Here is a 22,332-nt window from a genome sequence, read left to right on the forward strand (position 1 = left end):
GCAGCGCGGCGGCGGCGGTGCCGCTGATGACCTGGACGCCGTCGCCGTTGACGGTGACGACGTCCAGGTCGACGATCCGACGGCCGTCCGACTCGGTGATGCCGGTCACCGTCAGGGTGGCGACGAGCCGGTCACCGGGCCAGACCTGGCTGCGAAAGCGCACGCCGTAGCGCAGCAGCTCACCGTCGCCGATGAAGTCGGTGACGGCCTTGCCGGTCATCCCCATGGTGAGCATGCCGTGGGCGAACACACCGGGGTAGCCGGCGGCTTCCCGGGCGTACACGTCGTCGGTGTGCAACGGGTTGTAGTCGCCGGAGGCCCCGGCGTACATGACCAGCCGGGTTCGGGCGAGATCCTCGGTCAGCACCGTCTCGACGGTGTCGCCGACAGCGATGTCAGCGGCGGCGGCCGTGCGCGGGCTCACTGCGCCACCCCCGCCGTCGCGCCGCCCTCGGCCGGGGACTCGACGACCTTCGACGGGATGACGACGACGGAACGTGCCGTCACCACCAGCTCGCCGGCCGCGTCCCGGAACTCGGTGATGGTCTCCCGGAACGTCAGCGAACCACCGCGCCGCCCGGCCTTCTCCCACTCCTTACCGGGAATCTGGACGGCGGTGAGAACATCACCGACCCGGACCGGGCGGTGGTACTCGTAGCTCTGCTCGGCATGCAGGCTGCCACCACCGGATGTCGCCGGGGTGGGCACGCCCGACGGGGTGCGGCCGGAGCCGCGCCACGGTTCGCCGTACTTCGGGCGCAGATGGAACTCCGGGTCGAACTGGGCACCGGACTGCGTGAAGGTCGGCGGAGCGCCGGCCGTCCCGTCGCCATAGGCGGAGTCCGGATAGCCGACGGCCCGGGAGAACAGCAGGACCGCGCCCGCCTCCACCGGGAAGGTATAAGTGCTCACCGCACACCCACATCCATCGAAATCGACTGAGAAGCGCTGGTTCAGCGGGCGTCGCGCAGCACGTTGCGTGCGATCACCAGCTGCTGGATCTGGCTCGTGCCCTCGTAGATGCGGAACAGTCGGGCGTCCCGGTAGAAACGCTCCACCGGCACGCCACGCATGTACCCGCTACCACCATGGATCTGCACGGCGCGGTCGGCGATCCGACCCACCGCCTCCGAGGCGAAGTACTTCGCCGTGGACGGGCCGATCCGCCGGTCGCTGCCGTCGTCGAACGCGGCGGCGACCTCCTTCACCAGCGCCCGGGACGCGTGCAGGTCGGTCACCGAGTCCGCCAGCAGACCCTGGATGAGCTGGTGCTCGCCGATCACCTTGCCACCCTGCACCCGCTGGGAGGCGTAGGCCACCGACTCGTCCACCAGACGCTGCGACATACCCACGCACAGCGCGGCGATGTGGATGCGCCCGTGGGCCAGGCACTTCATCGCCGTGGCGTAGCCGCGGCCCTCACCGGCCGGGCCGCCGATCAGGGTGTCGGCGCTGACCCGCAGGTCGTCGAAGTAGACGTCCGCGGTCCAGGCCCCGGCCTGCCCCATCTTCGGGTCCTTCGGCGCCACCCGCAGCCCGGGGGTGCCGCGCTCCACCATGAACGTGCTGATGCCCCGGCCGCCCGACGAGCCCTCCTCGGAACGGGCGAAGACCATGAAGACATCGGCGTTCGGCGCGTTGGTGATGTAACGCTTCGAACCGTTGATGACCCAGCCGTCACCGTCGCGCCGGGCCGTGGTGGCAAGGCCGGCCGGGTCTGAACCCGCGCCTTCCTCGGTCAGCGCGAAGGACGCCACCCACTCACCCGAGGCGATCTTCGGCAGATATGCCTTCTTCTGCTCCTCGGTGGCGCCTTCGAGCAGGACGTGGCCGGCGATTCCGTTGTTCGTCCCGAACATCGAGCGGAAGGACGGCGTGGTGTAACCGAGTTCGAATACCAGCCGCGCCTCCTCACTCATGGAAAGGCCGAGGCCGCCGTAGATCTCCGGAATGGCGAAACCAAAAAGACCCATGTCCGCGGCCGCCACACGAATGCGGTCCGGAATCGAGTCCTTCTCCTCGATCTCCGTCTCGGCGGGTACAACCTCTTCGCGCACAAAACGGCGTACCGAGGCTACGACCTCGTCGATGATCTCGCTGCTCACCCGACCGTCACCACCCGAATCCAGATCAGTATTTCTGCTGTTATGGCGTTATGGGCACCGCCGCTGCGCGCCACGGTCGAGGACTCCCCCGCGACGGTTCGATCCCGCAACAGACATGATCCGCAACAGACATAGTGAAAAACGCTTCAAATGGTAGGGGTGCCACCGCCCGGCCGCAACCGATCGCTCCCACACCGGACCAGCCCGGGATGTGTGCCGCGGCACGGCGGCCGAAGGCGTTCTCGCCGGCCGGGAAACCCGGCTTCGAGGCGTGTTGCCTGGATCGGGTGCACCATGTTAATAAGCTCGCTGTTGTCCCGCTCCGGGAGCGCGGCGGCGCCCGCCCGTGGCACTCGCCCGCGGGCACGCGTGGCCGGGCGTGACAGCGTCCTGTCCGTCGGCGGTCACAACGCCGGGCGTGCGCACCCCCGGTTCCCTTACGGTCAGGGCGGGGACGACCGAGGGACGACCCCGGCCGCAGCACCGCCACACCGCACCACCGCCGCCCCCGCACCACCGCCGCCCGAGGTGGCGCCCCGCGACAGACGACGAGGAGCTGGACATGGGCAGGATCGCGCAGACCGACGGGCTCACCGACATCCAGGCCGACATCCTGGCGGCCGTGCGCACCTTCGTGGACAAGGAGATCCTGCCGAACGCGGGTGACCTCGAGCGCAAGGACGAGTACCCCGAAGAGATCATCAACGCGATGAAGGACATGGGGCTGTTCGGCATCATGATCCCCGAGGAGTACGGCGGCCTCGGCGAGTCACTGCTCACCTACGCCCTGGTGGTCGAGGAGATCGCCCGCGGCTGGATGAGCGTCTCCGGTGTGATCAACACCCACTTCATCGTCGCCTACCTCGTCGCGCAGCACGGCAGCGAGGAACAGAAGGCCCGGCTGCTGCCGAAGATGGCCACCGGGGACGTCCGCGGCGCGTTCTCGATGAGCGAGCCCGGCTGCGGCTCCGACGTCGCCGCGATCACCACCCGCGCGACCCGTGACGGCGACGACTACGTCATCAACGGCCAGAAGATGTGGCTGACCAACGGGGCCCGCTCCAGTGTGGTCGCCACCCTGGTGAAGACCGACGAGGGTTCCGACTCGGTCTACAAGAACATGACCACGTTCCTGTTGGAGAAGGAGCCGGGCTTCGGCACCTCCAACGGCCTCTCCATCCCCGGCAAGCTCGAGAAGCTCGGCTACAAGGGCGTCGAGACCACCGAGATGATCCTCGACGGCCACCGCGTGCCCGCCTCGTCGATCCTCGGCGGCGCCGAGAAGGCCGGGCGCGGCTTCTACCAGATGATGGACGGCGTCGAGGTCGGACGGGTCAACGTCGCCGCCCGCGCCTGCGGCATCATGATCCGCGCCTTCGAGCTCGGGATCGCCTACGCCCAGCAGCGGCACACCTTCGGCCGCCAGATCGCCGACCACCAGGCCATCGCCTTCAAGCTCGCCGAGATGGCCACCAAGGTCGAGGCCGGCCACCTGATGATGGTCAGCGCCGCCCGCAAGAAGGACTCGGGCCAGCGCAACGATGTCGAGGCCGGCATGGCGAAGTACCTGGCCAGCGAGTACTGCTTCGAGGTGACCACCGAGTCGTTCCGCATCCACGGCGGCTACGGCTACTCCAAGGAGTACGAGATCGAGCGCCTCTACCGCGAGGCCCCGTTCATGCTCATCGGCGAGGGCACGTCCGAGGTGCAGAAGCGCATCATCAGCCGCGCCCTGCTCAAGGACTACCGCCTCAACGGCTGACGCCCCCGCTCGCCGGCCGACGGACGCCACGTCGGCCGGCGAGTCGCCGTATCGCCACTGACCACGACCCCATCATCACGAGATCGAGGCGACCCATGCAGTTCGGCCGGTACTACGAGGAGTTCGAGGTCGGCGCCGTCTACAAGCACTGGCCAGGCAAGACGGTCACCGAGTACGACGACCACCTGTTCTGCCTGATCACGATGAACCACCACCCGCTGCACCTCGACCTGAACTACGCCGAGAAGACCACCCAGTTCAAGCGGAACGTGGTCGTCGGCAACTACGTCTACTCGCTGCTGCTCGGGATGTCCGTCGCCGACGTCTCCGGCAAGGCGATCGCGAACCTCGAGGTCGAGTCCCTGCGCCACGTCGCACCGGTCTTCCACGGCGACACGATCTACGGCGAGTCGACCGTCCTGGACAAGGTCGAGTCGAAGTCCAAGGACGACCGCGGCATCGTCACCGTCGAGACCCGCGGCCACAACCAGGACGGCACCCTGGTCTGCATCTACCGCCGCAAGGTCATGGTCCCCAAGCGCGCCTACGGTGAGGCCCGCGGCGGCGAGCAGCCCGGCCGCCCCGAGCCCGTCGCCCCCAAGCCCAAGTCCTGACCCCAAGCCCCGACCCCAGGTCGCGGCGGTTCCACACCGGCAGCCGCGTCCCTGGTCGTTTCCCGGAGATCAGGCCCGCTCCTGATCTCCGACCGCGGTACAGAACCTCGGGAACGTCGTTCTCGTTTCTGATGCCGAGGGTTGTTCGGCCTGTAGCCCCTGAATTCCCGAACAACCCTCGGCATCACGGCTCATAACCCTCGGCATGACCACCGAGCCGTCGGTGCCACGGCCTGAGCCCCGATGCGGCCCAGCCGGCTCCCAGCCACCCTGCTCGGCAGCGAGGTCGGACGATCACGCCGACGGCTTGCGCCAGACCGAGACGTGGTAGCCGCTCGTGGCGGTGAACGGTTCGCCGGCCCAGCCCGCCCACCGTTCGGCCAGCTCCAGCCCGGCGATCCGGCCCATCAGATCCAGCTCACTCGGCCAGACGTACCGTAGATCAGCCGGGTAGGTCCGCACCCCGTCCGGCCCCAGGACGATCCGCCGGTGACGGATCCGCTGGGCCACCGGGTCATGGACCGCCGCGCTCAACTGCGTGGACTCCCCCTCCAGCCGCTCGACCTGCACACACCGGCCATGGTCGTAACGGGCGAGATCGGGAACAAATGCCTCCAGCACGAACAATCCGCCGGGCCGTAGCGCGGACGCCACCGAGGTAAAGCAACGCACCTGGGCATCCTGGTCGGCGAGCATGAAGAACGTGTTGAACACGACGTAGACCAGGGAAAGGGACGCGGCAGGAAAGTCCAGCTCGGTGAAGTCACCGAGCTTCAGGTCGAGGTCGGACCCGCCGGGTTTTTCCCGCAGCCTGGCCAGCATCCGCGGCGAGGCGTCGATCCCGATCACTTTCACGCCCTGGGCGGCAAGTGGCAGGGCGACCCGTCCGGTCCCGACGCCGAGTTCCAGCACGGGCCCGGCGCCGGCCCTGGCATACAGGAAGTCGGCGGCGGTGGCACCGGTTCCGGGCGCACCCACCGTCTGGTCCGGGCTCGAGTAAAAACCGTCGTAGGCCTCGGCGATCGTGTCGCCGTAAACCGCCGGATCGAGAAAACCGTCATCCTGATCAATGTGAACCATGGCAGATCTTTTATCAGGAGTCACGGTGCGATCGCACCTCAGTTTCGCGACCACCGAGAACCGCCAGGATCCAGCGCGCCGCCCGACACCCCGGCAACAACGTCACCCTCCGCACCGGGCCCACCAAGAACATCGCCGCCAGCGAGCACGCAGAACGATCACGGTAGCCTTGTGGGGGCAAATCGGACAGGAATACCCCCACGGCGACCCGTGTAGGAACAACCCCATCCATCCAGCGGATGAAAGGGACAAAACGCTGGCCGCAAAGGTCACGGAGCGTGAATCTCACGCCGGGCGGGGCCTGTCCACGACCCGCGGACGGTTCCGCGGAGAACACCACGGCCGGGGCCGAAGCCCCGGCCGGTGGCGCGGGTGGGTCAGGAGGCGATGCGCTCGTAGATGGCGGTGATGCCCTGGCCGCCGCCGATGCAGAGGGTCTCGAGGCCGTAGCGGACCTCGCGGCGGTGCATCTCGTGGAGCAGGGTGGCCAGGATGCGACCGCCGGTGGCGGCGACGGGGTGGCCGAGGGAGATGCCGGAACCGTTGACGTTGAAGCGGTCCCAGTCGGCGGCGGACCAGTCGCCGGCGGGGAAGCCCCACTCGCGGGTGCAGGCGAGGACCTGCGCGGCGAACGCCTCGTTGAGTTCGATCAGGTCGATGTCGGAGAGCTTCAGGCCGGCGCGGTCGAGCGCCTTCGCGGTCGCGGGGACCGGGCCGATACCCATCCGCGACGGTTCGACGCCGGCGACGGCCCAGCTGACCAGGCGGGCCAGCGGACGCAGGCCGAGCCGCTCGGCGGCCTCGGGGTGGGTGACGACGCAGACCGAGGCGCCGTCGTTCTGGCCGCTGGAGTTGCCGGCGGTGACGGTGGACTCGGCGTCCTCGCGGCCCATGATGGGACGCAGCCGGCCGAGGGTCTCCATGCTGGAGTCGGCCCGCGGGTGCTCGTCGGTGTCGATGACGGCGGTGGCCTTGCGGCTCTTCACCGTCACCGGGATGATCTCGTCCTTGAACCGGCCCTCGGCCTGGGCCGCGACGGCGCGCTGGTGTGAGCGCAGCGAGAACTCGTCCTGCTCGGCGCGGGAGATGCTGTACTCGCGGCGCAGGTTCTCCGCGGTCTCGATCATGCCGCCGGGGACGGGGTGGTTCACGCCGCCGGCGGTCGTGCGACCGCGGGCGAGGGCGTCGTGCAGGGTGAGGTTGCCCGAGTTCGGACCCCAGCGCAGGTCGGTGGAGTAGAACGCGGCGTTGCTCATGCTCTCCGCACCGCCGGCGAGCACGACGTCGGCCACACCGGTCTGCACCTGCATCGCGGCGAACGCGACGGCCTGCACGCCCGACCCGCAGCGCCGGTCGAGCTGCAGCCCGGGGACGGTGATGTCCAGGCCCGCGTCGAGGGCGACGACCCGGCCGAGCGCCGGAGCCTCCATAGTCGGGTAGCAGGATCCGAACAGGACGTCGTCGATGTCCGCGGAACCCAGCCCCGTGCGCTCGAGCAGGCCACGCAGGACGGTGGCGCCGAGCTCGTGGGCGGTCAGCCCCTTGAAGACACCGCCGTAGCGCCCGACCGCGGTCCGGACCGGCTCGCAGATCACCGCGTCACGCATGAGAACTCCTGTCTGCACCTACGCCATCCCGGGGGACGACCCTCGAACGTCTCGTCCTGGGCCGGTTGCGAACAGCACGATAACTCGGCCGGGACACACATTCCCGAATCGCAGGAACGCTCTGATCATTCCCGTAAACGTCCTGATCATGGGCCTGTTGTGGGGTGATCGGCATTTCTGGCGCCGTCCACGGCGGCAAAGTAGGCTCTTGCGCCGGTGACCTCGCCGCCGTGTCCGACCCGTTGGTCTGGCCCGCGCACCTGGGCACCCCGGCACACGCTCCCCGGCTTCGGCCGCCCTGTGGCCGCCAGACCTGGCACCGTCGGAGCTGGCAGCTGACCTGGATGGCATGCCCACCGTGAACTAGGAGATGCTGATGAGCGAAACACGACGTGTCGCGATCGTGACCGGGGCGGCCCGGGGGCTTGGCGCTGCCACGGCCCGCCGGCTCGCCACCGACGGCTTCGCCGTCGCCCTGCTTGACCTGGACGAGGCCGGCGCCAAGGAAGTGGCCGACAGCATCGTCGCCGAGGGTGGCCAGGCACTGGCCGCCGTCGCGGACATCAGTGACGCCGCGCAGGTCAGCGCCGTCGTCGCCCGGGTGGCCAGCGAGCTCGGCCCGCCCACCGTGCTGGTGAACAACGCCGGCATCACCCGCGACAACCTCATCTTCAAGATGCCCGAGGCCGAGTGGGACCTGGTACTCGCCGTCCACCTGCGTGGCGCGTTCCTGATGACCCGTGAGGTGCAGAAGTACATGGTCGAGGCCAAGTACGGCCGGATCGTGAACCTGTCCAGCACGTCGGCGCTGGGCAACCGCGGCCAGGCGAACTACGCCGCCGCCAAGGCTGGCATCCAGGGCTTCACCAAGACGATCGCGCTCGAACTGGGCAAGTTCGGCGTCACCGCCAACTCGGTCGCCCCCGGCTTCATCGCGTCCGAGATGACGAAGGCGACCGCCGAGCGCCTCGGCAAGGACTGGGACGAGTACAAGATCGAGCGGGCCAAGTCGATCCCGGTCGCCCGCGTCGGTGTCCCCGACGACATCGCGCACACCGTGTCGTTCCTGGTCAGCGAGGGTGCCGGGTACGTCTCCGGCCAGGTCATCTACGTCGCCGGCGGCCCGCGCAACTGACCCGTCCGGCCAACACCACAGCGGCCAACACCGCAGCAGCTAACGAGGTGGAGTGATGACGGGCACCGAGGTCGTGGTCGTGGATGCCTGCCGGTCGGCGATCGGCAAGCGCAAGGGTTCGCTCAAGGACGTCCAGGCACCGGATCTGCTCGGGGATGTGCTTCGCGGGCTGATCGACCGCACCGGCCTCGACCCGGCGCTCGTCGGGCAGCTCGTCGTCGGTTGCGTCAGCCAGGTCGGCCAGCAGGCGGCGAACATCGCCCGTAACGCCTGGCTCGGTGCCGGCCTGCCACTGGAGGTCGGCGGTTCCACCGTGCAGGCCCAGTGCGGGTCGTCGCACCAGGCGACCACGCTGGCGCACGCGCTGGTCGGCTCGGGACTGATCGACATCGCGGTCGTCGGCGGTATCGAGTCGATGAACCAGGTGCCGATCAACGCCAGTGTCGACGTGCCCTTCGGCACCGGGCGGGGCGAGCGGTTCCGCGAACACTACGAGGTGACCACCCAGTTCGAGGGCGCGGAGCGCATCGCCGAGCAGTGGAACATCACCCGTGACGATCTCGATGCCTACGCGCTGCTCGCCCAGCGGCGCGCGGCCGTCGCCGTCGCCGAAGGACGTTTCACCGGTCAGATCGTCCCCGTCTCGGCGCCGGTCACCGACGACGAGGGCACCGTCGTCGGCCACAAGCCGTTCACCATGGACGAGGCGCTGCGGCCCACCACCCTCGAGGGTCTGGCCAAGCTGAGGACGAACATGCCCGACCGTCCCGGCGGCAGCCGGCACACCGCGGGCACGTCGTCCCAGTTCGCCGACGGCGCCTCGGCGATCCTGCTCACCAGCGCCGACCGCGCGCAGCAACTCGGCCTGCCCGCCCGCGCCCGGCTGGTCCACTCGGTGCTGGTCGGCTGTGACCCGGTGACGATGCTCACCGGGCCGATCCCGTCCACCCGCAAGCTGCTCGCCGAGACTGGTCTGACCATCGACGACATCGACGTGTTCGAGGTCAACGAGGCGTTCGCGTCGGTCGTGCTGGCCTGGCGCAAGGAGCTCGGCGCCGACCTGGACAAGGTCAACCCCAACGGGGGCGCCATCCCCTTCGGCCATCCGCTCGGCGCGTCCGGTGGCATCCTGCTGACCCGTGCCCTGCACGAGCTCGAGCGCACCGGCGGTCGCTACGGCCTGATCACCATGTGCTGCGGCGGCGGCCTGGGCACCGCGTCCCTGATCGAACGTCTCTGATCCCGTCCGGCTGAGACCCCGTTCCACTGACCGCGCCCGACCGGCTCGACAGGCCGCGCGGTCAGTGGGACGAGCCGCGCGGTCAGTGGCAGGACATGCCGCCGTCGACGGCCAGCGTGATGCCGGTGACGTAGGACGAGCCGGGTGCCGCGAGGAAGATCACGGCGGCGTCGAGTTCGTGGGACTCGCCGATCCGGCGCAGGATGCCGGTGTTGGCGATGAACGCGGTCAGGGTGTCGCGGGGGACATCCGCGGTCAGTTCGGTCTCGAAGTAGCCGGGGGCGATCGCGTTGACGCGGATGCCCTTGCGGTCGGACCACTGCTGCGCCAAGTCGCGGGTGAGGCCGATCAGACCGGACTTGCTCGCGCTGTAGGCGGCCTGCGGGGTGTACGACTTGACCAGGCCCAGCACGCTCGCGATGTTGATGATCGACGAGCCGGGGCGCATGTGCCGGGCACAGGCCTGGGCGGCCCAGTAGGCGCCGTTGAGGTTGATGTCGATGACCCGGCGGAACTCCTCGGGCTTCTCCCGCGAGGCGGGGACGGCGGTGCCGATGCCGGCGTTGTTGATCAGGATGTCGATCCGGCCGAACTCGGCGAAGGCCGCGTCGGCGAGGGCCGTGCAGGCATCGGGGTCGGCGATGTCGGTCTCGACGGCGAGGGTGCGCCGTCCGGTGGCCTCGGCGACCGTGGCCGCGACCTCGCGCAGCCGGTCGGCGCGGCGGGCCGCCAGCACCACGTCGGCGCCGGCCTCGGCGAGAATCCGGGCGAACCGGGCGCCGAGCCCGGAGCTCGCGCCGGTGACGACGGCGACCCGGCCGTCGAGCCGAAACAGATCGAGCACGCCGCCGACTCCGGTGGCGGGGCTGTCACCGCTCATGCCGGGACCGCCTTTCCGTCGTAGGTACGGTCCGCCAGGGCCTGCAGGCCGGCGGCGGCGAGCGGGGCGGTGGCCTCACCGACCCGGTCGAAGCCTTCGCCGCGGGTGAGGCCCTGCAGGTGACGGGCGTGAATGCCCTCCGCGATCACCGCGATCTTGAAGTAGGCCAGGCCGAGGTAGAAGGAGAACGCGCCGAGGCTGCGGCCGGTCGCGGCGACGTACCGGTCGATCAGGGCGTCGGCGGCGGGCATCCGCGGGCTGGTGGCGGCGGCGGAGCCGGCGAGTACCGGGGCGAACGCCGGATCGGCGTAGGCCAGGTGCAGACCGAGGTCCGCGAGCGGGTCACCGAGGGCGGCCATCTCCCAGTCGACGACGGCGCGGATGTCGGTCGGGTCGGCCGGATCGAGGATGACGTTGTCGATGCGGAAGTCGCCGTGCACGATCGACGCGCCGGACTCGACCGGGCAGAGCTCGGCGAGCCGGGCGTGCAGCGCGTCCACATCGGGCAGCTCGGCGGTGCGGACCCGCTGCCACTGGTCGTACCACCGGCGGACCTGGCGGGTGAGATACCCCTGCGGGCGGCCGAAGTCGCCCAGGCCCACCGCGGCGGGATCGACGGCGTGCAGCCGGGCGAGCACGTCGACGAGCGCGAACGCGCAGGCGTCCACCTGGGCCTGGTCGAGCGCGGCGAGCTCCTCCTCGGTGCGGATCACCGAACCGTCGACGAACTCGACGACCGCGAACTGCACGCCGAGTGGCCCGGTCGCGTCGCTGGACGCCACCGCCCGGGCCATCGGCACGCCGCTGTCGGCGAGCGCCGAGACGATCCGGTACTCCCGCAGCATGTCGTGGGCGGACGGGGTGAGCCCGCCGAGCGGCGGGCGGCGCAGCACCCAGCGGTACTCGCCCGCGGTGAGCAGGTAGGTCAGGTTGGACCGGCCGCCCGAGAGCAGCCTCGCCGACAGCGGCCCGGTGAAGCCCTCGACCCGCTCGGCGAAATACGCCTCGAGCGCGGGCAGATCAAGTCCCTCGACGGCGCCGCTCACCGACCGGCACCAGACGTGGCGGCGTGGCGGGCGACGCGGCGGGCGATCGCCCAGCGATGGGTCTCGGACGGACCGTCGTAGATGCGGAACGGCCGGACCTCGCGCAGGAAGCGGCTGAGCGGGATGTCGCCGGAGACACCGAGCGCGCCACAGATCTGCAGCGAGCGGTCGACGACCCGGTAGATCGCCTCGGCGCAGAACGTCTTGGCGATCGCGGTCGACTGGGCGCCGGAGCGGCCCTGGTCGAGCTCCCAACAGGCCTGGTTGATCAGCCCACGGGAGGCGGCGATGTCGATCTCGTTGTCGGCGATCATCTGTTGGATCATGCCGAGCTCGACCAGCCGCGAGCCGAACATCTCCCGCTCGTTCGCCCGGCGCACGGCGATGTCGCGGGCGTGCTTGGCGATGCCCAACCAGCGCATGCAGTGCGTCATCCGGGCGGGACCCAGGCGCACCTGGGCGTAGCGGAAGCCCTCGTCCACCTCGCCGAGGACGGCGGAGTCGGGCACCTCGCAGTTGTCGAAGACCAGCTCGCAGTGGCCGCCGAACAGCGTCTCGTCCAGCGTCTCGATATGGCGAATGATCTTCATACCGGGGTTGTCGGCGTCGACCAGGAACATCGTCGCGCCGCCGGTGGCGACCCCGGGCTCACCGGAGGTGCGCGCCATGCAGATCGTGAAGCCCGCGCCGTCCGCACCGGTGATGAACCACTTGCGGCCGTTGATCCGCCAGCCGCCGTCGATCCGCTCCGCCCGGGTGAGCAGCGCCCGCGGGTCGGAGCCGGCACCGGGGGCGGGTTCTGTCATCGCGAAGCAGGAGCGGATCTCCCCGGTGGCCAGTGGCCGCAGGTACCGCTCCTTCTGCTCGTCGGTCGCGACGATCTCGAGCATGTGCATGTTGCCCTCGTCGGGCGCGGCGATGTTCAGCGCGAGCGGGCCGAGCAGCGCGTAGCCGGCCTCCTCGAACACGGTGGCGCGACCGCGCATGTCCAGGCCGTGACCGCCGTACTCGGCGCTGACATGCGGGGCGAACACCCCGGCCGCGCGGGCGGCGTCCTGCAGTTCGCGGCGCCGCTCGGGCGTCGGGGCGACGACGCCGTCGCGGGCCTCCAGCGGCAGCACCACGTCGCGGACGAACGCGGCGGTGCGCTGGGCCAGGTCCGCGACGAGCGGCTCGGGGGCGAGGTCAATGGTCATCGGATCTCCACCGGAGCGGCGTTGCAGGCAGGTGCGGGTGAACAGCTGTCCCGGACAGGCCGTGCCCGGGACGGGCAGCTAACGGTCGTTAGCCAAATCCTAGAAGCGGCTTTCGTAGCTCGCAACTGATCCCCGCTACCATCAGGGCATTCCGACAAGCAGCACGAGCTATCGGCTGTTAGCCGCAGAGGTTCGACGCGCGGCGGCGGTGCGCGATGTCCGACGGTGGGAGGTGATCGAGGAGTGGGACGGACCGGCTCGGCGCGTTCCGGGGAGATCCTGGCCGCCGCTCTCGATCTTTTCACCCGCCTTGGCTATGAGGCGACCACGATGGCGGACATCGGTACCGCGGTCGGGGTACGCGGGCCCAGCCTGTACCGGCATGTGGCGTCCAAGCAGGACATCCTGGCCCAGATCATGACGCGGACGATGGAGGAACTGCTGGCGGCGCACCGGTCGGCGCTGGCCGGCCTGGCCGGTACCGCGCAGGATGATCCGGTCGAACGGCTGCGCCGGGCCACCGAGGCGCATGTGCGCTATCACGCGCGGCACCGGCGGGAGGCGTTCGTCGGCAACCGGGAGATCCGCAGCCTCGTCGCGCCGGGACGGGCCCGGGTGTTGGCACTGCGGGCCGACTACGAGCGCTGTTTCCGGGATCTGATCGATACGGGCATCCAGGCCGGCCGCTTCGACGTGACCTCCGCGCAGTTGGCCTCCTACGCCATCCTTGACCTGGGGATGGGGGTGGCCGTGTGGTTCCGGGAGGAGACCTCACCGGACGAGGACGCGGTGGTCTGGCAGTACGGCCAGTTCGCGCTGCGTCTGGTCGGCGCGCACTGATGCGAGGTGAGGCGCCCTGCCGGGTCAGCTGCTCGTCGCCCCGCCGCTGGCGGCCTTGCTGGCGCGCTGGGCGGCCTCGGCGACCTGGCGGCCAAGCGCGTGCATCTCGCGACTGGTGAGGTCGTAGTTCGGGCCGAGCAGCATCAGGGCGGCGACGACCCGGCCGGCGACGTCGAGCACGGGCGCGGAGACCTGGGTCATCCGCACGCTCACCCCGTCGTCCAGCTCGGGGACCAGGACCAGGTACTCGGTGTGCTGCATCAGGTCGACGAGTTCCTCCTGCTGGCGGCGGGCGGCCCCCATGTCGGGCGCGGACTCCATCAGCGAGAAGGCGGTCGCGAAGTCGGGGATGTTGCCGCGGGCGACCGTGATGCTGTAGCCACGGGCCCGGATGGTCTGCAGGGCCTGTTCCCAGGCCCGCGTCTGGCCGCTCGCCACGGCGTCGTCGGCTCGGGCGAGCCAGGCGGCGGAGTCGGCCTCACTCCAGGCGACCAGCACCGCGCCGAACGGCGGCACCAGCGGCATCGACTGGCCGGGCCGGGGCCGCATGCCCAGCGGCGGACCCCAGTCGGACACCGACATCACCCGGGTCTGCGTCCCGGCCCGGGCCGACACGGCCACGCAGGCGCCGAGCTTCTGGGCCAGCTCCTCCGCTTCCCGGCTCGCGGCGCTCAGCGTCGGGTTGCTCACCCGGGTCACATCACCCAGCGCGATGCAGAACGCACCCAGCTCGTAGCGCAGCCCAGGCTCGCGGCGGACCACGAGGCCATGCTCGGCCAGCGCCTGCAGAATGGAGTCGCAGGTGGCCCGGGGGATGTCCACGGCCCTGGCCAACTCCGAGACCGAATAGGACTCGGAGGGGTGCCGCGCCATGAGCCACAGCAGCTGACCGGCCCGCAGGACGGCCGGGGATGGGTTGATCGGCATGTTCATCCCCAGGGGATGGCGCGGAGCGTAACAAGCTTCGCTAGTATTTCAGACAGGTCGCCCATATACTAGCATCCTGCCTATGGGTAGCCGTCCGCCCGGCTCTCGGTCCGGCTCATGACCAGCCGGTCAGGCCAGGCGGGTTGCGGCCTCGCGCCGAAGTGCGGCCTTGATGATTTTTCCGGTGGAGGTCCGGGGGAAGTCCGGGACGGCCTGGACGTACTCGGGTGTCTTCTGCCGGCCGAGACCCCCCTTGATGAGGCGCTCCCGCAGCACCTCCGGCGTCGGCGCGGTCGCGTTCACGGCCAGCCGCAACACCGCGCAGACCTTTTCCCCGAACCGCTCGTCGGGCACGGCGACCACCGCGACCTCGAGCACCTCCGGAACCACCTTGAGGATGAGCTCCTCGACCTCGGCCGCGCTGATGTTCTCGCCGCCCCGGATGATGATGTCCTTCTTGCGGTCCGTGATGGTCAGGCAGCCCCGGTCGTCCAGGACGCCGACGTCCTCGGTGCGGTACCAGCCCTCGTCGTCGAACACCGTCGCGTTGAGACTGGCGTCGGTGTAGCCGAGACACAGGTCGGGGCCGCGCGACCAGATCTCTCCCGGCACCCCGACCTCGACCGGCCGGCCCTCGTCGTCCAGCAGCCTGATCTCCACGCCGGCCAGCGGTCGGCCGTCGGTGTAGAGCCGGTCGTGCCGGTCGTCCTCGTGCCGGGTACCGGTGATCGACGGATGCTCGGTCGAGCCGTACATGCGGACCACCGACGTGCCGGCCGCGGTCGCCCGGTCGGCGAACGCCTCGGGCACCGCCGCACCGCCCAGGCCCACGTAGGCGAGGTAGCGCATGTGCTCGGGGGTGAGGTCGGGATGATCGAGCAGGCTGGCGAGGAAGTAGGTCGACCCGGCGCCGGTGGCCAGCCCGTAGCGCAGCACGATCTCCAGCACCCGCTTCGGGTCCCAGACATCGATCATGTTGACCTGGGAACCACCCAGCACCGGCATCTGCAGGGCACCCAGCATGCCCATGAAGTGGCCGACGGGTGTGCCGGTGAGATGGTCCACGCCGCCGCCGGAGTTCATGGCCCGCAGCTGGTCCGCTTCGGCACAGATGGTGTTGTGCGAGTGGATGACGCCCTTGGGCTGCGAGGTCGTACCCGAGGTGTAGGCGATGACGGCCGGGGAGTCCGGGTCGGGCCGGGCGATCTCGGCCAGCGGTACGGACGCCTCGAGCTCGGTGAACCGCACCGCGCCGGCCGGCAGTTCCGCACCCTCCGCGCCGACCACGGCCAGGACCCGCAGCGACGGCAGGTCCGTGACGGCCTCGGCGAGGTCGGCCAGGTAGTCGCGCCGGCCGAACCGCGCCGCCGAGACGAACGCGGTGACCCTGGTCCGGCGCAGGATGTACGCGACCTCCTTCGCCCCGTAGAAGTGCACGATCGGGACGACCGCGGCGCCGAGGAAGGAGGTCGCGTAGAACGCGACCGCGGCCTCGGCCCAGTTCGGCAGCTGGAAGGCGACCGCGTCTCCCGCCGCCACCCCGCGGGCCCGCAGACCACCGGCCACCGCCAGGGCCCGCTCCCGCAGCTCGCCGAAGGTGCCCTCCCAGGGCCGTTCCTGGGAGTGGACCCGCAGAATCTGATCACCGTGTTCACGCAGCGCGCTTTCGATCCGTACGCCCATCGGGACGTCGCCCCACAGGCCGTCCGCCCGGTATCGCTGCGCCAGGTGCGCCGGAACCTCACGCGTGACCCATTGCTGGTTCGACCCGGCAGACTTGTCCGACCCGGCAGACTTTTCTGACACGACAGCTTCCTCGTTGACGCGGTGTGCGGATGGGTGAGCGCGGGCCGGAACAGACCACGGGCAGGGACCCGCCGGGCCGAACCGATGGCGTCTGGTTCGGTGACCGGCGGGGTTCATGACCGGCGAAGGTTCAGTGCCGGCGAAGGTTCAGTGATCGGCGATGATGAGAGCGTCGTGGTCCGCCGCGGCCGTGCCCAGACGGCGCAGCAGTTCGGACCGGACCTTCGGCACCACGATCTGGGTGATCCCCCACAGGTAGAAGCCGTGCAGGATGCCGCCGCGCAGCGAACGCCACGCGTCGTCCTGGCCAGGCGGCTCGACCCCGCCGGCGCGCAGGTGCTCGAGGTAGTGGCGCAGCAGGTCCCGCTCGTGGGTCCGGCGGTCCTCGACGGTCAGCGTCGAGGCGATGTGGTAGCCGACATCGAGGTACCAGGGGCCACGCTGGGTGAGCTGCCAGTCCAGCAGCGCAGGCTGGCCGTCCGCCTGGAGGTAGAGGTTGCCGACGTGCGCGTCACCGTGGATCACCGACCAGGGAGTGGCTCTGCTGCTGCGCTCGACCAGGGCCCGGTAGGCCACGGCCAGCCGCTCGGCATCGCGGACCTCGGCAGGGACACCCGCGCCGATCTCGGTCTCGAAGTTGACCGTGCGGATCACCTCCACGCCCCGGACGTCGGCGATGGTGTGCAGCCGCGGCGTCAGCCAGGGCACGTCGGCGAGTTTCGGGCTCAGCCAGGTGGCGGCGTGCAGCCGGGCAAGCTGAGCGAGGCTCTCGGCGACCTGCGCCGGGCCGTACTCACTGGTGGGCTCGAGAAAACGGGCGCCCTGGGCGACGACATCCTCGGTGATGATCACGTTGGCCTGGGTCCGCGGGTCGAGGTCCGCGTACAGGCTGTTCAGGGTGCGCACACCGGTGGTGGCGGCCAGATCCCGGTAGAAGTAGACCTCGAAGGCTCCGGTTGACCGTGCGCCGGCACCGGCCTCGGTGAAGTAGCCCTTGCCGCAGAGATGGGCGGACAGGCCCTCGGGCAACCCATCCTCGGCCTCGATCTCGAAGCGGGCGTTGGTGGAGACCCGGCTGACGATCGGCCCGGGCGTGACCCTGGTGATCCGGACGCCCGGGAAGCGTTCGGCGAGGGCGAGGTTCAGCCACTCCGGCGACTGTAACCGCGCCAGATCGGTGGGAATCGGTACGGCACGGTCGTGGGATAAAGCCATACGCCACCTCGCATTGCTAGCATTATAGCGATATTGATGGAATGTTAGCGTCTTTTCGGCGACCCCGCCAGCGTTCGACATGACCCGAGCCGCAGGTCGACGACGATCCCCACGCGTCGGCACGCAGACGCATCATGATCGATAGCTAGCAGGAATTCAGAGAGGTGTCAATCAGACACGCGCAGCAACTCGGCGATCAATCGGTGCTGCGGCTCACATTATTGCGACTGTTCCACTAGCATCGGCGGCAGCTTGTTGCTACGATTTCCGCAAGCCTGTTGAAATACTAGCATCTACCGACAAGTTGACAGCTAGTTGATCTTACTGTCGCCGGAGGAGAGGTCACCGTGGACCAGGGTGCATTCGAGGGCTTACGCGTCGTCGAGCTGGCGCAGTGGGTCTTCGTTCCCGTGGCCGGCGCGCTGTTGGCGGACTGGGGTGCGGACGTCATCCGGGTCGAGCGCCCCGAGGGCGACCCGTACCGGGCGCTCGCCACGCAGGGCATCGGCACGGACGCCGGCGGGGTGAACATGTCGCTGGCGCTGGCCAACCGGGGCAAGCGCTCCGTCGCCCTCGACCTGCGCAACGAGCGGGGCCGCGCCATCCTCGAGCGGCTCCTCGAGACCGCCGACGTGTTCCTGACCAACTTCCGTCCCGGAGCGCTCAAGCGGCTCGGTCTGGATGCCGAGAGCCTCACCGAGCGCTTCCCCCGGCTGGTCTACGCCCGCGGCAACGGCTACGGCTCCCGCGGGCCCGATGCCGGTCTGCCCGGCTACGACTCCTCGGCGTTCTTCGCCCGGGGCGGGCTCGCCCACGTCCTGACCCCCGCCGACCGCGACCAGCCGATCGGCCAACGCGGCGCGATGGGTGACCGCAACGGGGCGATGGCGCTGGCGTTCGGGATGGCCGCGGCGCTACTGCGCCGCGAGCGCACCGGCAAGGGCTCGGTCGTCGACGTCTCCCTGCTCGGCATGGCGATGTGGACCCTGTCCTCGGACCTGCTCTCGGCGATGCAGGGTCAGCAGCCGCGAGCGATGTCCAGCCGCGAGCAGATGCCCAACCCGCTGGTCAGCAGCTACCGCACCAGCGACGGCCGGCACATCCAGCTGGTGTTCCTGCAGCCTGACCGCTACTGGCCGGACTTCTGCCGCCTGATCGACCGGCCGGACCTGATCGAGGACCCACGGTTCTTCGATCTCGCCGCCCGCGGGAAGAACCGCACGGAGTGCATCGCGGTGCTGGACGAGGAGTTCGCCAAGCGCACCTACGCCGAGTGGAAGGAGCTGCTCGCGGGGATCGACGCCCCGTGGGCGCCGGTCCAGGCCGTCGAGGAGCTGCTGACCGACCCGCAGGTGCTCGCCAACGACTACATCGGCGAGGTCGACGAGGACGGGTTGAAGTACACCCTGCCGACCGTCCCGGTGCAGTTCGACGAGCTGCCACCCGAGCTGCACCGCGCGCCGGAGCACGGCGAGCACACCGAGTCGGTGCTGCTCGAGCTCGGCTACAGCTGGGAGGACATCTCCGACCTCAAGGACGCGGGGGCACTGCCGTGACCGCGGCGGGTACCGCCGGTGCCGGCACGCCCGCCGCGGAGTTCCCGCGGCCGGTACCGGTGCCGGACGAGCGGTCCGCCCCGTTCTGGGCGGCGGCGGCCAGCCATGTGCTCACGGCGGCCCGCTGCGCCCGGTGCCGGTCACTCGCGATCCCGCCGGACCAGGTGTGCCCGCACTGCGACGCCACCGATCCGGAGTTCGTGTTCGAGCCGGTGAGCGGCCGGGGCCGAATCCGGTCCTGGACGGTCGTCCGGCAGTCGTTCCTGCCGGGCTTCAACGCCGAACTGCCATATCTGCTCGTCGACGTCGAGCTGGACGAGCAGCAGGAGCTACGGATGATCGGGCGGTTACTCGACGGCCCGGACAGCCCCGTGCGGCTGGGAACCCCTGTCCGCGTGGCCTTCGAGGACCTCGCGGACGGCGTCTCGGTCCCCGCCTTCGTCCTCGCGGGCGACCCGGACAGCACGGGCGGCTCGGACAGCACGGGCGGCTCGGACAGCACGGGCGGCTCGGACAGCACGGGCGGCTCGGACCCGCGGGAGGGTGCATGAGCGGCAGACTGACCTCCAGTAACAAGGTCGCCGTCGTCGGCTACGCACACAGCGTCGTACAACGGCACAACCCGCGCCCGCTGGGCGCGCTGACCGTCGACATCGTCCGGGAGGCGATCGCCGACGCGGGGCTCACCCCGGCGCAGGTCGACGGGATCGTCGCCGCCACCCTGTTCCCGTCCGCCGGCTCGCACACCGTCGAGGACGGCGTGCACACCGTGACCACCAACTGGCTGGCCGAACGCCTGGGCGCCTCGCCCCGCTATGTGGCCGGTTTCCAGGGTGTCGGGCAGGTGTCCGGCTCGGTGGCGCTGGCGGTCAACGCGATCGTCAGCGGGGCCGCCGACTACGTGGTGCTCTACCGGTCACTGCACAACCCCAGGGGCAGTTACCACGCCAGCTCGACCGACGCCTTCGGCGGCCCGGCCCAGTGGACCGCGCCGACCGGCTACTTCGGTCCGCTGGCGATGATCGCTCTGCCGTACAACGAGTACCTCCAGCGCTACGGCGCGACCCGCGAGGCGATGGCCGCGGTCCTGGTGGAGGCGCGCAAGAACGGCGCGCGGATCCCCTGGTCCTACTGGTACGGCAAGCCGCTGACGGCCGAGCAGTACCTCGCCGCGCCCACCCTCACCGACCCGATCTGCCGCTACGACTGCGACATCCCGGTCGACGGGGTGGCGGCGTTCGTCCTGACCTCGGCGGATCGCGCGGTGGACGGGCCGAACCGGCCGGTGTACGTCTCCGGCTATGCCCACGCCGTACCGAAGACCAACAACCGGCTGCCGTTGCACTGGCCGCTCGACGACATCATGACCGCCGGTCTCGACACGGCCCGACGGCTGTGGGAGAGCGCCGGGGTGAAGCCGGGCGAGGTCGACCTGCCCCAGATGTACGACGGGTTCTCGCCGTTCGTCTGGTTCTGGCTCGAGTCGCTCGGCCTGTGCCCGGTCGGGGAGGCGCACCGGTTCGTCCAGGACGGACGGATCGACAGCGACCGGCCCGACGCCCTGCCGATCCTGTCCGGTGGCGGCGCGCTCGGTAACGGCCGGATGCACGGCATCCCACAGATGCTCGAGTGCTACCTGCAGCTGGCCGGCCGAGCCGGCGACCGGCAGCGGGCCAAGGCCACGCTGGCCGTGGCCTGCCAGTCCTCGCCGCACTACGGCGGGGCGGTCGTCTACAGCGTCGATCCCTTCTGACCCCGCCCGACCGACCCCACCAGGGTCGTCCAGCAGGCACGGTTCACGGCGGGGACGCCGCGATCGTCATCCAGCGAAGGAAAGGGAGAGGCCGGTGGCACTGATACCTCAGACGTCGTCGTACGTCGCCGGGAAGTGGATCGACAGTGGCGATGCCTTCGCCGTGGAGAACCCGGCCGACGAGTCGCGGGTCACCGATGTGGTGAGCGCGCCGGCCGCCGAGTTCGAGCGGGCGATCGTCGCGGCACGCCAGAGCTTCGACTCCGGTGTGTGGGCGGATCTGGCGCCCCGGGAGCGGGCCAGGATCCTCAACGTGTTCCTCGACGCGATCGTGGCGACCCGCGCGGAGCTGGCCGACACGATCATCGCCGAGGCGGGTCTACCGCGGTTCTTCGTCGAAGGAGTCCAGGTCGACGGCAGTGTCGCTCTGGGACGCGAGACGCTCGAGCTGTACCTGTCGCTGCCGGAGGAGGACTTCAACCCGGTTCCGGTCAACCAGCTGGTCGCCGGCGGGGCGAAACTGAGCGTGCGCCGCTACGAGCCGGTCGGCGTGGTGTCCGCGATCACCCCGTACAACGCGGCGATCATCATGGGCATCCAGAAGATCATCCCGGCGCTGGCGGCCGGTAACTCGGTGGTGCTGCGGCCGAGCCCGCTCACCCCGATCTCCTCGCTGGTCTTCGGCGCGGCGGCCGAGGCGGCCGGGCTGCCCCCGGGTGTGCTCAGCGTGCTGATCGAGTCGGGTGCGGCCGGCGCGGAACTCATGACCACCCACCCGGCGGTGGATCTGGTGTCGTTCACCGGCTCGACGGCGATCGGCAAGGCGATCCTCGCTCAGGCCGCGTCCACGGTGAAGCATGTGGCGCTCGAACTCGGCGGCAAGTCCGCGCAGATCTATCTACCGGACGCGGTGGACGCCGCCGCCCGCGGTGGCGCGGCCGTGGTCGCGGCGACCGCCGGGCAGGCCTGTGTGGCCGCGACCCGGATGTTCGTCCCGGCCGACCGCAAGGCCGAGGTCGTCGCCGCGGTCAGCGCGACCTACCAGTACCTCAAGGTCGGCGACCCGGCGGTGGCCGGCACGATGATCGGCCCGGTGATCAGTGCTGGGCAGCGCGAGCGGTGCGAGCGGTTCGTCGCCCTCGCCCAGGAGCACGGCGCCACCGTCGCCACCGGTGGACGTCGTCCCGAGGGCCTGGAGCGTGGCTACTACTTCGAGCCGACCGTGCTGGACCTGCCGGACAACACCAACCCGGCCGCGCAGGAGGAGATCTTCGGCCCGGTACTCGGCATCATCGGCTACACCGATGTCGACGAGGCGGTCCGGATGGCCAACGACAGCATCTACGGGCTGTCCGGCCAGGTCTACGGCGCCGACGTCGCCGCAGCCACCGCGGTGGCCCGCCGCATCCGCGCGGGCGCCGTCAATGTCAACGCCAATGGGGGGCTGAACGCGTACGCCCCCAGCGGTGGGTACAAGCAGAGCGGTCTTGGCCGGGAACGCGGGCCGGACGGCATCCGCGCGTTCCAGGAGATCAAGAACCTCACCGTCGGCTCACTGGGCTGACCAGCT

At 70.1% G+C, this 22,332-nt stretch carries 20 protein-coding genes; 9 read left to right on the forward strand and 11 right to left on the reverse strand.

The window, feature by feature from the left end:
• The 3 genes from G6R24_RS05305 to G6R24_RS05315 all read right to left on the reverse strand — a co-directional run.
• Window positions 1-424, reverse strand: a 424-nt coding sequence (locus tag G6R24_RS05305; RefSeq protein WP_163548048.1) for a MaoC family dehydratase, incomplete at its 3' end; no start/stop codon positions are given.
• The gene (locus tag G6R24_RS05310; protein WP_163548049.1) at window positions 421-912 is read right to left on the reverse strand and encodes an FAS1-like dehydratase domain-containing protein; all 492 of its coding nucleotides are present in this window, start codon (window positions 910-912) and stop codon (window positions 421-423) included. The genes G6R24_RS05305 and G6R24_RS05310, both read right to left, overlap by 4 nt.
• Before the next feature lie 41 nt (window positions 913-953).
• Window positions 954-2,105, reverse strand: a complete 1,152-nt coding sequence (locus tag G6R24_RS05315) for an acyl-CoA dehydrogenase family protein (RefSeq protein ID WP_163548050.1) — start codon at window positions 2,103-2,105, stop codon at window positions 954-956.
• A gap of 562 nt (window positions 2,106-2,667) precedes the next feature.
• On the opposite strand from G6R24_RS05315, the gene G6R24_RS05320 reads away from it, so the two are divergent.
• Together G6R24_RS05320 and G6R24_RS05325 are read left to right on the forward strand one after the other, a co-directional pair.
• Window positions 2,668-3,867, forward strand: coding sequence for an acyl-CoA dehydrogenase family protein (locus tag G6R24_RS05320; protein ID WP_163548051.1), 1,200 nt, complete (start codon window positions 2,668-2,670; stop codon window positions 3,865-3,867).
• A 95-nt stretch (window positions 3,868-3,962) separates the two neighbouring features.
• The gene (locus tag G6R24_RS05325; RefSeq protein WP_163548052.1) at window positions 3,963-4,481 is read left to right on the forward strand and encodes a MaoC family dehydratase; all 519 of its coding nucleotides are present in this window, start codon (window positions 3,963-3,965) and stop codon (window positions 4,479-4,481) included.
• 294 nt (window positions 4,482-4,775) lie between these two features.
• Here the strand turns inward: G6R24_RS05325 and G6R24_RS05330 are convergent, their stop codons facing one another.
• A complete protein-coding gene (locus G6R24_RS05330) occupies window positions 4,776-5,561 on the reverse strand; it encodes a class I SAM-dependent DNA methyltransferase (RefSeq protein WP_163548053.1) in 786 nt (261 codons plus the stop codon).
• A 377-nt stretch (window positions 5,562-5,938) separates the two neighbouring features.
• Window positions 5,939-7,168: an acetyl-CoA C-acetyltransferase gene (locus tag G6R24_RS05335; RefSeq protein WP_163548054.1), complete on the reverse strand. Its 1,230-nt coding sequence runs from the start codon at window positions 7,166-7,168 to the stop codon at window positions 5,939-5,941.
• Between the two features lie 376 nt (window positions 7,169-7,544).
• Here G6R24_RS05335 and fabG point away from each other — a divergent pair, with 376 nt between their 5' ends.
• Complete coding sequence (gene fabG, locus G6R24_RS05340; RefSeq protein WP_163548055.1) at window positions 7,545-8,303, forward strand: 3-oxoacyl-ACP reductase FabG; 759 nt, start codon at window positions 7,545-7,547, stop codon at window positions 8,301-8,303.
• Between the two features lie 55 nt (window positions 8,304-8,358).
• Window positions 8,359-9,543 (forward strand): thiolase family protein, encoded by a 1,185-nt coding sequence (locus tag G6R24_RS05345; protein ID WP_163548056.1) that lies wholly within the window; start codon window positions 8,359-8,361, stop codon window positions 9,541-9,543.
• A gap of 82 nt (window positions 9,544-9,625) precedes the next feature.
• Here G6R24_RS05345 and G6R24_RS05350 read toward each other — a convergent pair whose 3' ends face one another.
• The 3 genes from G6R24_RS05350 to G6R24_RS05360 are packed head-to-tail and all read right to left on the reverse strand — an operon-like array spanning window position 9,626 to window position 12,665.
• Window positions 9,626-10,423, reverse strand: a complete 798-nt coding sequence (locus G6R24_RS05350; protein ID WP_163548057.1) for an SDR family NAD(P)-dependent oxidoreductase — start codon at window positions 10,421-10,423, stop codon at window positions 9,626-9,628.
• Entirely contained in the window at window positions 10,420-11,469 is a 1,050-nt protein-coding gene (locus G6R24_RS05355; RefSeq protein ID WP_163548058.1) for a phosphotransferase family protein, read from the reverse strand. Before G6R24_RS05355 ends, G6R24_RS05350 begins: the two co-directional genes overlap by 4 nt.
• On the reverse strand, window positions 11,466-12,665 hold the full coding sequence (locus tag G6R24_RS05360) for an acyl-CoA dehydrogenase family protein (RefSeq protein WP_163548059.1): 1,200 nt from the start codon (window positions 12,663-12,665) through the stop codon (window positions 11,466-11,468). Before G6R24_RS05360 ends, G6R24_RS05355 begins: the two co-directional genes overlap by 4 nt.
• Window positions 12,666-12,890: 225 nt before the next feature.
• Here G6R24_RS05360 and G6R24_RS05365 point away from each other — a divergent pair, with 225 nt between their 5' ends.
• On the forward strand, window positions 12,891-13,505 hold the full coding sequence (locus tag G6R24_RS05365) for a TetR/AcrR family transcriptional regulator (protein WP_225438146.1): 615 nt from the start codon (window positions 12,891-12,893) through the stop codon (window positions 13,503-13,505).
• Window positions 13,506-13,529: 24 nt separating this feature from the next.
• Here the strand turns inward: G6R24_RS05365 and G6R24_RS05370 are convergent, their stop codons facing one another.
• The 3 genes from G6R24_RS05370 to G6R24_RS05380 all read right to left on the reverse strand — a co-directional run bounded on the left by G6R24_RS05370 (window position 13,530) and on the right by G6R24_RS05380 (window position 17,453).
• Window positions 13,530-14,432: an IclR family transcriptional regulator gene (locus G6R24_RS05370; protein ID WP_163548060.1), complete on the reverse strand. Its 903-nt coding sequence runs from the start codon at window positions 14,430-14,432 to the stop codon at window positions 13,530-13,532.
• Window positions 14,433-14,561: 129 nt separating this feature from the next.
• Window positions 14,562-16,238 carry an AMP-binding protein gene (locus G6R24_RS05375; protein WP_225438147.1) on the reverse strand — a complete coding sequence of 559 codons (1,677 nt, stop codon included), beginning with the start codon at window positions 16,236-16,238 and terminating at the stop codon, window positions 14,562-14,564.
• Window positions 16,239-16,385: 147 nt separating this feature from the next.
• Window positions 16,386-17,453, reverse strand: coding sequence for a phosphotransferase (locus G6R24_RS05380; protein ID WP_163548062.1), 1,068 nt, complete (start codon window positions 17,451-17,453; stop codon window positions 16,386-16,388).
• A 347-nt stretch (window positions 17,454-17,800) separates the two neighbouring features.
• Between G6R24_RS05380 and G6R24_RS05385 the strand changes: the two genes are divergently transcribed.
• The 4 genes from G6R24_RS05385 to G6R24_RS05400 all read left to right on the forward strand — a co-directional run bounded on the left by G6R24_RS05385 (window position 17,801) and on the right by G6R24_RS05400 (window position 22,326).
• Window positions 17,801-19,009 carry a CaiB/BaiF CoA transferase family protein gene (locus G6R24_RS05385; RefSeq protein ID WP_163548063.1) on the forward strand — a complete coding sequence of 403 codons (1,209 nt, stop codon included), beginning with the start codon at window positions 17,801-17,803 and terminating at the stop codon, window positions 19,007-19,009.
• Window positions 19,006-19,560, forward strand: coding sequence for a Zn-ribbon domain-containing OB-fold protein (locus tag G6R24_RS05390; RefSeq protein WP_163548064.1), 555 nt, complete (start codon window positions 19,006-19,008; stop codon window positions 19,558-19,560). The genes G6R24_RS05385 and G6R24_RS05390 overlap by 4 nt, the downstream gene beginning before the upstream one ends.
• A complete protein-coding gene (locus tag G6R24_RS05395; RefSeq protein WP_163548065.1) occupies window positions 19,557-20,762 on the forward strand; it encodes a thiolase family protein in 1,206 nt (401 codons plus the stop codon). Before G6R24_RS05390 ends, G6R24_RS05395 begins: the two co-directional genes overlap by 4 nt.
• A 94-nt stretch (window positions 20,763-20,856) precedes the next feature.
• Window positions 20,857-22,326 carry an aldehyde dehydrogenase family protein gene (locus G6R24_RS05400; RefSeq protein ID WP_163548066.1) on the forward strand — a complete coding sequence of 490 codons (1,470 nt, stop codon included), beginning with the start codon at window positions 20,857-20,859 and terminating at the stop codon, window positions 22,324-22,326.
• The last annotated feature ends 6 nt before the right edge of the window (window positions 22,327-22,332 follow it).

The organism is Candidatus Frankia nodulisporulans (assembly GCF_902806475.1).
Lineage (GTDB): Bacteria > Actinomycetota > Actinomycetes > Frankiales > Frankiaceae > Frankia > Frankia umida.

Coding starts and splice junctions, on each gene's coding strand:
- G6R24_RS05320 (WP_163548051.1), top strand. CDS start 2,668: ATGGGCAGGATCGCGCAGACCGACGGGCTCACCGACATCCAGGCCGAC.
- G6R24_RS05325 (WP_163548052.1), top strand. CDS start 3,963: ATGCAGTTCGGCCGGTACTACGAGGAGTTCGAGGTCGGCGCCGTCTAC.
- G6R24_RS05330 (WP_163548053.1), bottom strand. CDS start 5,561: ATGGTTCACATTGATCAGGATGACGGTTTTCTCGATCCGGCGGTTTAC.
- G6R24_RS05335 (WP_163548054.1), bottom strand. CDS start 7,168: ATGCGTGACGCGGTGATCTGCGAGCCGGTCCGGACCGCGGTCGGGCGC.
- fabG (WP_163548055.1), top strand. CDS start 7,545: ATGAGCGAAACACGACGTGTCGCGATCGTGACCGGGGCGGCCCGGGGG.
- G6R24_RS05345 (WP_163548056.1), top strand. CDS start 8,359: ATGACGGGCACCGAGGTCGTGGTCGTGGATGCCTGCCGGTCGGCGATC.
- G6R24_RS05350 (WP_163548057.1), bottom strand. CDS start 10,423: ATGAGCGGTGACAGCCCCGCCACCGGAGTCGGCGGCGTGCTCGATCTG.
- G6R24_RS05360 (WP_163548059.1), bottom strand. CDS start 12,665: ATGACCATTGACCTCGCCCCCGAGCCGCTCGTCGCGGACCTGGCCCAG.
- G6R24_RS05370 (WP_163548060.1), bottom strand. CDS start 14,432: ATGCCGATCAACCCATCCCCGGCCGTCCTGCGGGCCGGTCAGCTGCTG.
- G6R24_RS05380 (WP_163548062.1), bottom strand. CDS start 17,453: ATGGCTTTATCCCACGACCGTGCCGTACCGATTCCCACCGATCTGGCG.
- G6R24_RS05395 (WP_163548065.1), top strand. CDS start 19,557: ATGAGCGGCAGACTGACCTCCAGTAACAAGGTCGCCGTCGTCGGCTAC.